We start from the raw sequence: 14,355 nt of genomic DNA on the forward strand, positions 1-14,355 counted from the left end.
AGGTCACCGCCGTCGGACCCGCCCTGGTCACTGGCCTGTGCGTCTCAGATCGGTCCGATAGGAGTATCGGTCGGGGTTATAGAACGAGTCGGTGAGCATCGGGTAGCGCCCCAAGTCGTCGTAGTAGAGCGTCACGACGTTGAGGACGGGATCTCCGGCTGCGCATTCGATCTGCTCGCACACTTCCCGGTCGCGCATGACGACCGGGATGATCTCCTGGATGCCGCCCGCGATCCGCTCCGAGAGCACCTGCTCCACACGGCCGACGACCGTGTCGATCTCGCTCTCGTGCGGTCCCAGACCGTCGAGACGCTCGGCGACTTCCGGAGCGACGAAGTGCGTGGAAATGGCGAAGGGCTGGTCGGCATGCAGGCGCCGCGTCACCGCCCGGCCGACGAACTCACCCGGGATCTGCAGCCGACCGGCGGCACCGACGTCGCGGACGACCTCCATTTCCGACAGCACCTCGACCCGGGTGCCTGGCCACGTGATCATCGCGTTCAGCGTGCCGACCACCCGGGAGAACTGGCCGGCCGGCCGGCTGGTGACGAATGTTCCGTTGCCCTGAATCCGGATGATGAGGCCGGCGGCGACGAGGATCTGCAGCGCTTCCCGTACGGTGTGCCGGCTAGCGGCGAACCGTCGGCCCAGCGCGGCCTCGGTCGGAAGCCGCCGGTCCTCGTCGTAGCGGCCGTCTCCGATTTCCTGCTCCAGGACATCGGCGATCTGCTGATACCGCGGCGGCGACTTCTGCTCCATCGCTTCAGCATCGGTCCTCACCTGCGACGACGCCACCTTGGTCCCGCTCACGCCTGGCCTCCGTCAGCACCGTCCACGTCGGCAAGAGTCGCGGTGAGGACCCTCATCGCCGTGAGCGCGGCGGGAAATCCGCAGTAGACGGCGGCATGGACCACCACCTCACCGAGTTCGCTCGGCTCGAGACCATTACGGACTCCTCCCCGAACGTGTACTGCAAGCTCCTCGTGACGACCAAGCGCGACCAGCATGGCTACCGTGACCAGGCTGCGCTCCCTGCGGGGCAGTTCATCACGTGCCCACACCTCGCCCCAGGCGAAGCTGCTGACCATTTCTTGCAGATCCGACTCCCAGGGCTGGACCGCGCCGGCGAACGCGCGGTCGACGTGGTCCTCGCCGAGCACCTGCGTGCGGACGGTGAGCCCCCGATCGTGTGAGTCGGCCCGAGCCTGCGCCACCGGCGGCCGGGCGGTCATGAGGCGCCCACCGCCGAGTGCTCGGCCAGCGAGTCCTCGCGGTTGCTCGCGGGGATGCCGAGTTCCGCGAGGATCTCCGCGCCGTGCTCGCCGAGGCTCGGCGGGACCCGTGTCGTCGCTGGGCGGGCACCGTCAAGGCTGAAGGCGGAGCCGACCACCCGGTAGCCGTCGATCTCGGCATGGTCGACGGCGCGGATGAGCCCGAGGGCCTCTGCCTGCGGGTCGACGGCGAGTTGCGCCATGTCCTGGATTGGTGCCACGGGGACGCCCACCGCGTCGAAGGTATCGACGAGCTCCGCAACGCTCCATCCGGCGAACGCCGCGTTGAGCTCGTCGCGCAGCTGTGCACGGTGCCTGACGCGGTCGGGGTTGCTCGTGAACCTCTCGTCTTGGAGGAGCGCGTCCAGGCCCACCGCCCGGCACGCCTTGGTGAACAAGGAGTCGTTGTTGGCCGCCAGCATGAAGAACCCGTCCCTGGCCCGGAACGCCTCGTACGGCGCGATCATCGCCGTGCCGGAGCCAGACCGCTCGGGCACCTGACCATTGGCGAAGTAGCTCGTGAGGGAGTGCGACATCCACGTGACGGCGGTCTCGTACAGGGACGTCTCGACCCGACGGACCGGCGTCCCGCGCTGACGCGAGAGCAACGCGGCCAGCACCCCGATGACCGACCAGAACCCGGTGCCCATGTCGATGATCGAGGTCCCCACCCGGACGGGCGGCGCACCCGGCTCGCCCGTCACGCTCATGAGACCACCACGGGCCTGGAGCAAGGAGTCGTACCCCGGCGCTCGCTCCAACGGACCGGTTGCGCCGTACGCCGTGATCGAGCAGTAGATGATCTCGGCGTTGAGGGCCTCCACCTGCTCGAACGTCAGTCCCAGCGACTCCCGTTTGTGCGTGAGGCCGTTGTGCACCAGCACGTCGGCCGAGCGCACGAGCTCGGTGAGTACGTCTTTGCCGTCGTCCGACTTCAGGTCGAGCTCGATGCTGCGCTTGTTGCGGTTGAAGGCCAGGAAGGCCGTGCTGGTGCCGTCCCAGAACGGCGGCCCCCAGGCGCGCGTGTCGTCACCCGCGCCGGCCCGTTCGACCTTGATGACATCCGCCCCGAGGTCCGCGAGCAGCATCGTCGTGAATGGACCGGCGACGCTATGCGTCACATCCAGCACCCGGATACCTGCCAATGGCAGCGTCTGGCTAGTCATGATCAACTCCTCCCCGCCGGGACGAGGCCCTCACGGGCGCCGTCTCCGACCATCTGCGTCAACGCCATCAGCTCTGCGATGGACCCGACGTCCTCCAGCCCCAGCACGGCAGTCCGCAGCTCGAGCGCCCGGTCGGGCCCGAGTGCTGGTCCCGCGTTCGCGGCGTACTTCTCCATCAGCTCGGCCGACTCGTCGACGGCCGCCGCGACGGTCTCGCCCACGAGACGTCGACCGTCCTTCAGCACGATCTCGACGTCCCCGCAGAAATCGTCGACGGATGCCCCGTCGCCGGCGTCGGCGCGATGGACACGCGCGGCCAGGTCGCGTATCCGCGGGTCCTTCAGCACCTCGTCCTCGATCTCACCGAGGGTGAAATTGCCACCCTGCACGATGCTGGCGGCGAGCACGTACGGGAGGCTGAACTGGGCACCGTACGCGGTCGTCACGGTGCGCTTGTCCTCGATCGGCTCCATGACGATCGCGGCTGCCACGTCGGAGACCGTGGTGTGGATCTCGGCGACCTCATCGGCCGTGAAGGAGCCCGCATCCATCATCCGCCGGACGGTGCGGATGTAGGCGTGGGTGAAGTGGCACGCCGGATACGGCTTGGTCGTCACCTCCAGCAGCTTCCACTGCGAGCCCAGGCTCGCCACGTCTGGGATGTGCGGCCCCGCCTGGCGGTCCGCGTGCGTGGCGTAAAGGCCGTGCTTGCCCTCGTAAACCTCGAGGGGGGCCGCGAAGCCGGAGCGTGCATAGGCTGCCGCCGTGATGCCGCATACGGCCGCCCAGCCCGCGTGGCTGCGCTTGGTCCAGGTGCCGTCCGTCAGGAACTGCAAGGTGCCGGCAGCCATGGTGCCGACGAGCCCCTGGGCATCCGCCACCGTCGCCGCCGATCCGCCCTTGAGTCGAGCGGCGACCATGGCGGCGCCGAACGCCCCGACGACGCCGGTCGGATGGAAGCCGTGCGCGTGGAACTCTCCGGAGGCCGCCTCACCCAGGCGTGCCAGCACTTCGACTCCGGCGACGTACGCGACCAGGAGCTCCTTCCCCGACGACCCCATCTCCTCGCCCAGCGGAAGAGCAGCGGCGAGGAGGGGAGCAGATGGGTGGAGGATGGCCCCGAGGTGCGTGTCGTCGAAGTCCAGCCCATGCAGCAGGATGCCGTTGAGGTGGGCAGCGTCCCGCAGCAGGTGGCGCCGGCTCAGCCCGATGACCGAGCTTCCCCCCGCCGAACCAGACTCCAGTTCGGCGACGGCTCGCTGCGCCCGCCGGAAGAATTTTTGCGGGACCGCTGCCACCGCCACCCCGAACGAGTCGAGGATGAGCTCCTTCGCACGTGAGATCACGGGCTCAGGGATCTCCTCGTACTCGAGAAGGGTGATGAACTCTGCGAAAGCCTGCGAGTACGACTTACCGCGAGGCGCGATATTTCGCGTCTGCATTGTTGATTCATCCAATCTGAGACGAAGCTCCGGTGTGTGACCTGACGTCAGCCGTCGACGTTGAAGAATCCGACGAGATCAGGGAAGAAGATCAGCAAGAGGATGACGAAGAGTGCCACCGGAATGATTCCGAGCGCTGCCTTGAAGACGTCGCCCAGACTGATCCGGTTACCCAGCCGGACGTCGTCGTCCTGGACGATCCGGTGTAGGACGTAGGAGAGGATCCCCACCGGCGGCGTCACCATGCCCACCTCGCAGAGGATGACCACAAACACGCCGAACCAGATCGGTGAGATTTCGTACACGCTGAGGATGGGGACCATCACCGGCACGGTGAGCAGGATCATGGCTATCGGGTCAAGGAACATGCCGAGGACGATGTAGACGGCGATGAGGAGCAGCAGGAGCGAGACCCGCGAGAGGTTCATGTCGCTGACAAGCTCGACCAGCCAGCCCGGGACCCCGCTCAGCGCCATGAATTGACTCATCACGGCAGTGCCGAACAGGAGGAACATGATCTGCCCGACGCTCGAAGCAGTGCCGACCAGAGCCGATCCCGCGGCCTTCACGAACTTCTTGCGTCCGAGGTAGACCGCCCCGATGATCAGCGCGCCGAAGGCGCCGAACGCGCCCGCCTCCGTCGCGGTGAAGACGCCGAGCAGCATGCCTCCGATGACGACGATCGACAGCAGCGGGATGGGGAGCATCGCGCCGGTGATCCGTACGCGTTCCCGCATCGTGACCCGCGGGATCTCTACCTTGGGTGCCAGCCGGGGCTGGAGGGTCGCCCGGATGACGAGGTAGGTTGCGTAGGAAGCCGCGAGCAGCAGTCCCGGCACGATGCCCGCGGCGAGCTGCTGGCCGATCCCGACCTCGGCGACGCCGGCGTAGACCACGAGCAAGACGCTCGGCGGGATCAGCTGTCCGCTCATCCCGGACATCAGCACTGAGCTGAGGACGTACTTCTTGTCGTACCCGGCGCGGAGCATCTCGGGAACACCGATCCGGGCGAGCGCGTAGGTGATTCCCACCGTCGAGCCGCTCGCTGCCGCCAGGCCCGCGCCCGCGAGGTTCGTCGTCACGGCGAGCCCCCCGGGGAGCCGGCCGAGGTAGAGCTGGGAACCGCGGTAGAGCCGCTCGGTGGCGCCAGAGCTCCACAGGATGAGGCCCATGAGCACGAACATCGGCAGCACGCTGAGCGTCCAGCTCGCCATGCTCCCGAACGGCACATCCATGAGTACGCGGATGACCGCGGTGTTCCCGACGATCGCGTGGATCCCGACGAGCCCGACGGCGAGCATGCATAGTGCGACCGGGACGCCGGAGACGAGCAGCAGGATGAGGAGGGCCGCGCCCCACCCGCCCTTGCTGAGGTTGCTGTCCGCCGAGTAGATCGACAGGACCACGGCGGCGACCATGAGGGCCCACACCACCGTGGCGGCGCCCCATCGCAGGAGGTGTGGCCGACGCCCGCGGGCTCCTGCCGGGCTGGGCCGCTCCATTGTCGCGGCTCCGTCGCCCACCGGCGGCGTCGGCAGGGTCTCAATTGAACTGGTCATCACGAATCTCCTCGTCCACGCCGTCGGGCACCTGCGGTGCCAGCAGGTCCAGCACCAGCTGGATCACGAGCAGTGCCATGGCAACCGGGACCATCCACCGCCAGGGAGCGATGTTCAGATCTCCGGTGCTGGTCATCTCACCGGTGGCCATGCGCTCAAACGCTGCCTCGTACCCGAACCACATGAATGCGAGCGCGGCGACGAGGAAGACCGTCAGCGACAGCCGAGAGATGATTGAGCGCAGCGGCTCGGGCAGTCGGCTCGTGAGGATCGGGACGTCGATGTGCTCTTTGCGGTGCTGCGCAACCACGATGCCGAAGAGCGACATCCCGGGCATGAACACGTACGTGACGTAGTCGAGGGTCCCCGCGATGGGGCTGTTCACGACGTAGCGCATGGTGACGTCGGCGACGACCCACAGCATGAGCGCGACGGCCGCGGCGCCTGACACTGCCGCGGCAATCCTGTGCGGCGTGTCGACGTTGAGAACTCTGTTCATCAGCTAATTCACCTCCTGGCGTTGGGCAGTGCGGAGCGGTCCGTCGGACTACTTGGGCCGATGGGGAGCAAGAATGTCCTCGGTGAGGTGGTCGGCCCACGCCGCGAGGTCGACGTCGCCGTCGGTGGACTGGGCCCACTCGACCCATGTGGTGTACCCGGTGTCGTAGCCCAGGTCGTCCTTGATCACAGGCAGCCAGGTGTCGTAGGCGGCCTCGAATCGCTCGATCGCGTCGGCCGGGTCGCTCACCGTCGCGGGGGCTGTGTCGATGGCCTCCGCTAGCTGGCGCTGCTGGTGGGAATCGAGGGCGTCGAGGAGATCGTCGTCGGCTTCGTGGAACGTAAGGCCACGGTCTTCGACGAACCAGTCGTGTTTGATGTCGATGTAGCCGGCGTGCCAGGTGGTCAGGAACACTGGCGACTCGTCCCAGAGGATCTGCTTGGCCTCGAGCGGGAGGCGGTCCCAGGTGGTCTGCGACATCATTAGGCCGAGGCTGCTCACACCGGACATGCCGACGGTCGTGTAGTGCTTGCCGACCTCGTCCAGGCTTGACCCCACCATGTCGGGGGCCGAGCCGGCATAGCAGTCGATGACGCCCCGCTGGAAGCCCTCGTAGATCTCGGCACCGGCGAGCGAGACGCCCACCATCCCGAAGGATTCGATCTCGTCCTGCCAGACCTGGCCACCGACGCGCGCCCTCTGCCCTTGCGCGCTCGCCAGGTCGGTCACCGGGGTCTTGCACAGGAGGTGATAGCTCTCATGCCCGTAGAACCGCGGGATCAGGGGCACGATGCCGAGTTTGTCGTACTCGGCCATTTGGTCGGGATCGTTGATCGACCAGTCGAGGATGGCAGACGTGGCCTGCAAGGAGCTGACGACCGGGTCGGTGGTCTGGAGGAACGCCAACCTCGTGGTCCACTGGTCGATCGGGAAGTCCGACGGCGAGTACACCGGCACCGACAACGCGATGTCCACGACGCCGTCGCGTAGCGCGTTGATCGTGTCCGCGGGCTTGACGAGGCTGTCCCCGTAGAAGAACTCCATGGTGATGCTACCGTCCGACGCTTCCTTCACGGCGTCGGCATAGGCCGCCATCGCCTTGGTCTGGAAGTGGTCTGGCCCGTAGAGGGTGGGCACTCGGAGCTTGATCGCTTCCAGGTCCCCGGAGTCGGCGTCGCTGCCACCCGGCGCGCCACCTGCGTTGGTGCAGGCGGCGAGGAGCAGGATCGAGGTCGCGCCGAGGGCGGCCATCCGTGTCCGAAGAGTTTTCGTTGTGTTGTGCGTGTGCATCGCTCTTTGAGTCTCCTGTCGTGTGTGGCGCTCCATCGCGCACCGCCAGAACCGCGACCTCACGGAGTCTCGGGAGGCCACCTCGTCCGGTTGACCAATCAAGGGACCGCGTCGTAACCATGAAGAAAGGTCCGGACAAATGAGGAGAGTAGGGCGCCCAGTCAGCCCCGTCAAGGACTCCGCCTCGACATGTCCCAAACAGTCGACGGCTGGCCGTCCAGGTGCTGCCGTTGCGCGACCTGACTGGAATCTACGGAATCCCGCGCCCAGCGGTCGTTTGCGACGGGGGGCGTGCCCGCCGGGCTTCAGGGCCCGAGCGAAACCCCACCTTTCGCGACGTGACCCTTTGGACCGCTTTACGCAGCGACGGCGGTCCGTTAGGGTGTTGGTTGTCCGGACCTTTCCCGCACCGCAGCGGGGAGCGCGACAGGGGTCGCGCGTCGGTCTGTCGAGAACCAATGGAGGTTGATCGAGTGAGTGTGGGAGAGGTCACCACGATGCGGTCTGATCTGGCAGAACTACGGATGTTCGTCGGTGGTCGATGGGAGGAAGCGGCCACCGGGGACCGCTTCGCCACGGTCAACCCGTTCACCGGCACCGCATGGGCCACGGCTCCGGTCGCCGGCCAGGGCGACGTCGACCGGGCGGTAGAGGCAGCACAGGCAGCCCTCGCCGGCCCTTGGGGAACGATGTCCGCCTCCGACCGCGGGCGCCTGGTCTATCGCCTGGCGGACCTGATCGAGCAGAACGTGGACCGGCTCGCCGAGCTCGAGACGAAGGACAACGGCAAGGTCCTGCGGGAGACCCGGGGCCAGGTGGCCAGCCTCGTGGCCACCTACCGGTACTTCGCGGGCGCGGCGGACAAGATCCAGGGAAATACCATCCCAGCTCCCCAGACGAACTTCTTCACCTTCACCCAACGCGTCCCGATCGGGGTCGTCGCAGCGATCCTCCCCTGGAACAGCCCGCTGTACCTGTTGGCCAACAAGCTCGCCCCTGCCCTCGCGGCAGGTTGCACCTTCATCGCCAAGCCTGCCGAGCAAACGCCGGCGACAACGTTGGAGATCGCCCGGCTGGCTCAGGAGGCCGGTATCCCCGACGGGGTCTTCAACGTCATCACGGGCCTCGGGGACACCGGAGCAAAGCTCGCGTCGCACCCCGGCGTGGACAAGGTGACGTTCACCGGCTCGGCGACCACCGGCACCAAGGTCATGCGGTCCGCCGCCGAGAACATCACGGCCGTCACGATGGAGCTGGGCGGGAAGTCTCCCAACATCGTCTTCGACGACGCCGAGCTCGAACGCACCCTCAACGGTGTCGTTGCCGGCATCTACGCGGCAACCGGGCAGACCTGCGTGGCGGGTAGCCGCCTGCTGGTCCAGAGCGGCGTCCACGACGAGGTCGTCGAGCGCATCGCCCAGCGGGCCTGCGAGATACACCTCGGCGACCCCCTCGACCCAGCTACCGAGATGGGACCCATCGCCTTCCCCGAGCAGCTCGAGAAGGTCGAGCACTATGTCGCGCTCGGTCTCGCCGAGGGCGGGACCCTGGTCGCCGGCGGCCGCCGCCCCGACGACGAGCGGCTCCAGCATGGGTACTTCTTCGAGCCGACCGTCCTGACGAACATCACGAACTCGATGCGCATCGCCCGCGAGGAGATCTTCGGCCCTGTGCTCTCGGTCATCCCATTCGACACCGAGGAGGAGGCGGTGGAGATCGCCAACGACTCCGAGTACGGCCTCGCAGCCGGGATCTGGACCGAGAGCGTCCACCGGGCGCACCGCATGGCTCGCGCGCTGCGCGCCGGGACGATCTGGGTCAACGCCTATCGAACCCTCGCCTACAACGTCCCGTACGGCGGCTTCGGGCTGAGCGGCGTGGGGCGCGAGAACGGACTGGACGGCCTCGACGAGTACCTGAGCACGAAGTCCGTCTGGATCGAGACCTCCGGCGGCACACGCGATCCCTTCCAGATCGGCTAGACACACACCCACACTCGAGAGGAACCCGCAATGAAGCGAACCGACTACCCGTCCGTCAGCCGTGCAGCCGTACTGGAAGCGCACCGCGAGCCGCTGGTCATCAAGGAGTTGCCCGTCCCGCAGGAGCTGCCCCACGGCGCCTTGCTCGTCAAGATCGAAGAGTCCACGATCTGTGGTTCGGACGTCCACCTCTGGGACGGTGTGCTGGCCGGCAGCCAGCCGATCGACCTTCCGGTAGTTCCCGGCCACGAGATGGTCGGGCGCATCGTCGCCTTCGGTGACGGCGCTGAGCACGACAGCTTCGGCACACCGCTGGCGCTCGACGACCGCATCGTCTTCTCGCACAGCTCGTGCGGGGAGTGCCGGGCCTGCACCCTGCTCCACCAGCCGACGCTGTGCGAACGCCGTGACTATTACATGTTCTCGAACGTCAGCCGGAGTCCCTACCTGCTCGGCGGCTTCTCGGAGTACTGCTACGTCTTCCCGAACTCGGGGAGGGTGAAGGTCCCGGACAACGTCAAGACCTCGTGGGCGTCCGCCGCCAGCTGCGCCTTCCGGACCGTCATCCACACCTTCGACCTGCTCGGCCGCATCGAGCCCTGGGAGACCGTCGTCATCCAGGGTGCCGGCCCTCTCGGGCTCTTTGCCACGGCGCTCGCCAGTCAGAGCGGTGCCGGCCAGGTCATCACCATCGGTGCACCCGACGAGCGCCTCGAGATCGCCAAGTCTTACGGCGCCACCGAGACGGTCTCGGTCGACACGCACGCTACCGAGGAGGCCCGCGTCGACGCAGTGCGACGCCTACTCGGCGGTAAGGGCTCGGACATCGTTATGGAGTTCTCCGGAGCCCGAACGGCGGTCACCGAGGGACTCAAGATGATCCGGCCGGGCGCCCGGTACACGGTGACCGGTCAGGTCGGCACCGGCACCGTGGAGATTGCGCCCGGCCTCATCACCCGGCAGCAGGTCAACATCATCGGCTCATGGTCCGGGCACATCGCCGAGTACTGGAAGGCGATGCAGTTCATGAGTCAGACCCAGGGGCGCTTCGACTTCGACAAGATCACCTCGAAGCGGTACACGCTCGACCAGGCCAACGACGCGCTCATGAGCATGCACGCCCGCGCGGAGATCAAGCCGGTCGTCGTTCCCCACGCCGAGTTCGTCTGAGCCGGCCCGGTGGCGGCTCGCCTGACGAGCCGCCACCGGATAGCACCAAGCGGCCACGACCACATATGGCCGCCACGACCCCATCTGCATGGAGCCCACCCGTGAGTACGTCAACCGATCTCGTCACCACCTCCCTGTCACCAGACAACGTCGCCACCGTCGTGCTGAACCGTCCGGACGTGAACAACGCCTACAACACCGCACTGGTCGAGCAACTCGAGGCGGCCTTCGAGTGGTGCGCGACGAACCCCGAGGTCCGGGTCGTGTGGATCCGCGGCGCCGGCAGGCACTTCCAGGCCGGCGCCGACCTGGCGTGGCTTCAGGAGGTCCGGGCCCAGAGCGAGGAAGACAACCTCGCCGTGTCCATGCGGACCACCAACCTCCTGCGCTCGCTCAACGAGTTCCCGAAGCCCACCGTGGCGCTGGTCCACGGTGGGTGCTTCGGGGGCGGCGTCGGGATCATCGCCGCCTGCGACGTCGTCGTCGCCGAGAGCACGGCACAGTTCGGGATCACCGAATCGCGCTGGGGAATGGTCGGAGCCCCCCTGGTCCGGCAGGTTGCCGGTCGTATCGGTCCTGCGCGCCTGCGCCGGTACGCCATGTCGTCGGAGCGGTTCGACGCCGCGCGTGCCTTTGGCATGGGCCTCGTCGACGAGCTCACCGAACCGGGCGGGCTCGACGAGGGCGCCCAGCGGATCACCGACGAGATCCTCAGCTCCGGGCCGGAGGCCATCGCGGCGACCAAACGCAGCATCCTCCGCATCACTGGACAGCTGATCGACGACGACGAGGCTCTCGAGATGTCCCAAGAGCATGCCGCGCGCCGGCTGAGCGCGGAGGCCGGGGCGGGCCTCCAGAGCTACCTCGACCGCACCCCGCCACCCTGGAAGCCCGCAACCGCGAGCGTCCGATGAGCCCACACGCCATGGACGCCCCGGTCAACTCGCTCGACGTCGACGCGCTCCGATCCTGGATGGGCCGGACCGTGGTGACGACTGACGTCCTCACCACGGGTGCTGTCGAGCGGTTTAACGCGACGACTCGGGGCAGTGTGACCTCCAGCGGTGCGGGCTCGGTCAACCCGCTTCTGGTCTGGGCCCTCGCGCCAGAGGCAGTGGCGCACCACGAGCTGGGCGAGGACGGCCACCCTCTGCGAGGGGAGTTCTTGCCTCCGGTGCCCCTGCCGCGCCGGATGTGGGCCGCCAGTTCACTTTCGTTCTACCGGGCGCTCGCCGTGGGGGAGCCAGCTCGGACGGCCTCGACGGTGCGCGACGTGACCCTCAAGCACGGGTCCACCGGTCCGTTGGTCTTCGTGACGGTCGAGCGCGCAACGACCAGCGCCGGCGAGCTTGCAGTTCACGAGGAGCAGACGATCGTCTACCGCGACACTCCGGCAGCGGCACGCCCCGCTGGCGCCGTCGCCACTGGCGGCACTCCGCTGGCGGACACGTCGGACGTGTTGGACACCGTCGTACCCGATCCTGTGCTGCTCATGCGGTACTCGGCACTAACCTTCAACTCGCACCGGATCCACTACGACCGGCCGTACGCCATGCAAACCGAGGGCTACCCGGGACTGGTCGTGCACGGTCCCCTGATCGCGACCCTCCTGCTCGACCGCTACATGGCGCACCATCCAGGGACGGACATCAGCACGTTCTCGTTCCGGGCACGCAAGCCGCTGTTCGACACGGCTCCCTTCACCATTCGCGGGCGGACCGACATCCGCGGGAACCTGAGCCTGAGCGCCGTCGACGCCTGCGGGGAGGTCTGCATGACGGCGGAGGTCACGCCCCGATGAGCGCCGCGAACCGCTCCCGCGGCCTGCATGCCTGGCTCTTCGTGCCCGCCGACGACGAGCGCAAGGTGAGTCGGATGGGCACGCGGGGCGCCAACGTCGTCATCCTCGACCTGGAGGATGCGGTGCCCGAGGGGCGGAAGGCTGCCGCCCGTCGCTTGGCGGCCGAGGCCATCGCAGGGCGCACGGGCGGCGGCCCTGCGCTTGCCGTCCGGATCAATGCCACGGACATGGCCGAGGCCGACCTCGACGCCACTGTTGCGGAGGGACTCGACTTCGTGATCTGGCCCCACTGCGAGTCGGGCGCTGCCCTTGTCGAGCTGGACGAGCAACTCACGCGCCTTGAGCGCAGCCGCGGCCTGCCGCCGCGCGCCGTCGGCGTCGTGGCGCTGATCGAGAGCCCGAGAGGCGTGCTCGAACTGACTGAGATCGCTGAGGCACCTCGGGTCGTCGGTCTCGCGCTCGGCTCGGAGGACCTCGCGCTCGAGCTCGGCGTGGCGGCGACCCGACAGAGCCTGGACCTCCCGGTGCGCCAGCTCGCGCTCGTCGCTGCCGCCGCCGGGCACATGGGCATCGGCCTCGACACATCGTTGGGCAACTACGTCGACCTGGACGCGCTGACCGCATCTGCTAAGAGGTCCCGAGACGCCGGGCTCACCGGTGCGTTGTGCATCCACCCACGGCAGGTCGGCGTCATCAACGCCGTCTTCGGCGAGGGTGACATCGAATGGGCACGGGCAGTGATAGCAGCATGGGACGCGAACGGGCGCCAGGGGGTGACCTCGGCGGACGGGAGGATGGTCGACCGCCCGGTGGCCGAACGAGCGGCCGCCATCCTGGCCGCCGCCGCCGCGGTCGGGCCCGACGCGGCGCTGGTTGCATCTCGCGACGGGGGAGTGTCGTGACCGCGAAAGGCGTTACTGAGACCGTAGCCGGCTCCGGCGGCCCGCTGGCCGGGTTGCGCATCGTCGAGGTGTCGGCGTTCGTGGCCGCTCCGCTGGCGGGTCTCACGCTCGCGCAACTGGGCGCCGAAGTGATTCGGATCGACCCGCTGGACGGGCAGATGGACTTCACACGGTGGCCGGTGACCGACTCTGGCGAGAGCCTGTTCTGGTCGGGACTCAACAAGGGCAAAAAGTCTGTCACCCTCGATCTCCGCTCACCCGAGGGGCGCAAGCGCGCTCTGCGCCTCATGACCGCCCCTGGCGACGGCACCGGCATCGTCCTCACCAATCTCTCGGTCGACGGCTGGATGTCCTACGAGACACTCCGTGCCCTCCGTGAGGACGTCATCCTCGTCCACCTCACCGGGAACGCCGACGGTTCCAATGCCGTCGACTACACGGTCAACCCTGCGAGCGGATTCGCGACCGCGACCGGCGAGGGCGAGGTCCCGGTGAACCACCTCTTGCCGGCGTGGGACGTCACGTCCGGCCTGCACTTGGCCACCGCGATCCTCGCGGCGGAGCGGGTACGCAAAGAGTCCGGCCAGGGGCAGCAGGTGACCGTGGCGCTGTCCGACGTCATGCTCTCGGTGGTGTCTGCCCTCGGCTACATCGCCGACGTGCAGGTCAACGGCGTGTCGCGCCCGGCTCAGGGGAACTATCTATACGGCGGCTTCGGCAAGGACTTCGTCACCGACGACGGTCGCCGAATCATGGTCGTTGCCATCACCGATCGCCAGTGGCGCAACCTGACGACTGCGACGGGGCTGGCAGCACAGATCGACGCCGTCGCCGGCGTGATCGGCGCAGACCTGTCTGACGAAGGCGGACGCTACGAAGCCCGGGAGATCATCGCGGCCGTGGTGGGTCGGTGGGTGGCGGCACGGTCGTACGCCGAGGTCGCGACAGCTCTCGACGGATCCGGTGTGCTGTGGGGCACCTACCGGACGTTCGGCGAACTGGTGCGCGACGACCCACGGTGCAGCCTTGAGAATCCCTTGTTCACGGAAGTCGCTCACCCCGGCATCGGAACCATCCTCACTCCCCGCAGCCCTTTGAGGTTCAGCAGGACATCGGTCCCGCCGGCGGCGCCCTCACCGGTGCTGGGCCAGCACACGGCCGAGGTCGAAGGCGCTCTGCGAGGGCAGTCCTGATCCCGCACGATTGAAGGCCGACCCAACTGGCGTAACCGTGGGGCGGCGTCGGCGTGTAGCCGCGACATCTTCCCTCCGCT

At 67.7% G+C, this 14,355-nt stretch carries 13 protein-coding genes; 6 read left to right on the forward strand and 7 right to left on the reverse strand.

Annotation, left to right across the window (positions count from 1 at the left end; genetic code table 11):
• Positions 1 to 27: 27 nt before the first annotated feature.
• Genes FE374_RS03240 through FE374_RS03270 form a run of 7 tightly spaced genes read right to left on the reverse strand, consistent with a single transcriptional unit; the run spans position 28 to position 7,188 of the window.
• Complete coding sequence (locus tag FE374_RS03240) at positions 28 to 810, reverse strand: GntR family transcriptional regulator (RefSeq protein WP_139927214.1); 783 nt, start codon at positions 808 to 810, stop codon at positions 28 to 30.
• A complete protein-coding gene (locus FE374_RS03245; RefSeq protein WP_139927215.1) occupies positions 807 to 1,232 on the reverse strand; it encodes a carboxymuconolactone decarboxylase family protein in 426 nt (141 codons plus the stop codon). Before FE374_RS03245 ends, FE374_RS03240 begins: the two co-directional genes overlap by 4 nt.
• Complete coding sequence (locus FE374_RS03250; RefSeq protein WP_139927216.1) at positions 1,229 to 2,437, reverse strand: CaiB/BaiF CoA transferase family protein; 1,209 nt, start codon at positions 2,435 to 2,437, stop codon at positions 1,229 to 1,231. Before FE374_RS03250 ends, FE374_RS03245 begins: the two co-directional genes overlap by 4 nt.
• Before the next feature lie 2 nt (positions 2,438 to 2,439).
• Positions 2,440 to 3,879, reverse strand: a complete 1,440-nt coding sequence (locus tag FE374_RS03255) for an MmgE/PrpD family protein (RefSeq protein WP_139927217.1) — start codon at positions 3,877 to 3,879, stop codon at positions 2,440 to 2,442.
• A gap of 47 nt (positions 3,880 to 3,926) precedes the next feature.
• Positions 3,927 to 5,438 (reverse strand): TRAP transporter large permease, encoded by a 1,512-nt coding sequence (locus tag FE374_RS03260; RefSeq protein ID WP_139927218.1) that lies wholly within the window; start codon positions 5,436 to 5,438, stop codon positions 3,927 to 3,929.
• The gene (locus FE374_RS03265) at positions 5,422 to 5,937 is read right to left on the reverse strand and encodes a TRAP transporter small permease (RefSeq protein WP_139927219.1); all 516 of its coding nucleotides are present in this window, start codon (positions 5,935 to 5,937) and stop codon (positions 5,422 to 5,424) included. The genes FE374_RS03260 and FE374_RS03265 overlap by 17 nt, the downstream gene beginning before the upstream one ends.
• 48 nt (positions 5,938 to 5,985) lie before the next feature.
• A complete protein-coding gene (locus tag FE374_RS03270; protein WP_168205558.1) occupies positions 5,986 to 7,188 on the reverse strand; it encodes a type 2 periplasmic-binding domain-containing protein in 1,203 nt (400 codons plus the stop codon).
• A gap of 536 nt (positions 7,189 to 7,724) precedes the next feature.
• Here FE374_RS03270 and FE374_RS03275 point away from each other — a divergent pair.
• From FE374_RS03275 to FE374_RS03300, 6 genes are all read left to right on the forward strand, one after another.
• The gene (locus tag FE374_RS03275; protein WP_139927221.1) at positions 7,725 to 9,209 is read left to right on the forward strand and encodes an aldehyde dehydrogenase; all 1,485 of its coding nucleotides are present in this window, start codon (positions 7,725 to 7,727) and stop codon (positions 9,207 to 9,209) included.
• A gap of 30 nt (positions 9,210 to 9,239) precedes the next feature.
• Positions 9,240 to 10,379 (forward strand): zinc-binding dehydrogenase, encoded by a 1,140-nt coding sequence (locus FE374_RS03280; RefSeq protein ID WP_139927222.1) that lies wholly within the window; start codon positions 9,240 to 9,242, stop codon positions 10,377 to 10,379.
• Positions 10,380 to 10,480: 101 nt separating this feature from the next.
• On the forward strand, positions 10,481 to 11,293 hold the full coding sequence (locus FE374_RS03285) for an enoyl-CoA hydratase-related protein (RefSeq protein ID WP_223173627.1): 813 nt from the start codon (positions 10,481 to 10,483) through the stop codon (positions 11,291 to 11,293).
• Positions 11,290 to 12,180 (forward strand): FAS1-like dehydratase domain-containing protein, encoded by an 891-nt coding sequence (locus FE374_RS03290; RefSeq protein ID WP_139927224.1) that lies wholly within the window; start codon positions 11,290 to 11,292, stop codon positions 12,178 to 12,180. The genes FE374_RS03285 and FE374_RS03290 overlap by 4 nt, the downstream gene beginning before the upstream one ends.
• Positions 12,177 to 13,082 (forward strand): HpcH/HpaI aldolase/citrate lyase family protein, encoded by a 906-nt coding sequence (locus FE374_RS19680; RefSeq protein WP_139927225.1) that lies wholly within the window; start codon positions 12,177 to 12,179, stop codon positions 13,080 to 13,082. The genes FE374_RS03290 and FE374_RS19680 overlap by 4 nt, the downstream gene beginning before the upstream one ends.
• Positions 13,079 to 14,275, forward strand: coding sequence for a CoA transferase (locus FE374_RS03300; RefSeq protein ID WP_168205509.1), 1,197 nt, complete (start codon positions 13,079 to 13,081; stop codon positions 14,273 to 14,275). The genes FE374_RS19680 and FE374_RS03300 overlap by 4 nt, the downstream gene beginning before the upstream one ends.
• The last annotated feature ends 80 nt before the right edge of the window (positions 14,276 to 14,355 follow it).

The sequence above is a fragment of the Georgenia yuyongxinii genome, from assembly GCF_006352065.1.
In the GTDB taxonomy this organism is placed as follows: Bacteria; Actinomycetota; Actinomycetes; order Actinomycetales; family Actinomycetaceae; genus Georgenia; species Georgenia yuyongxinii.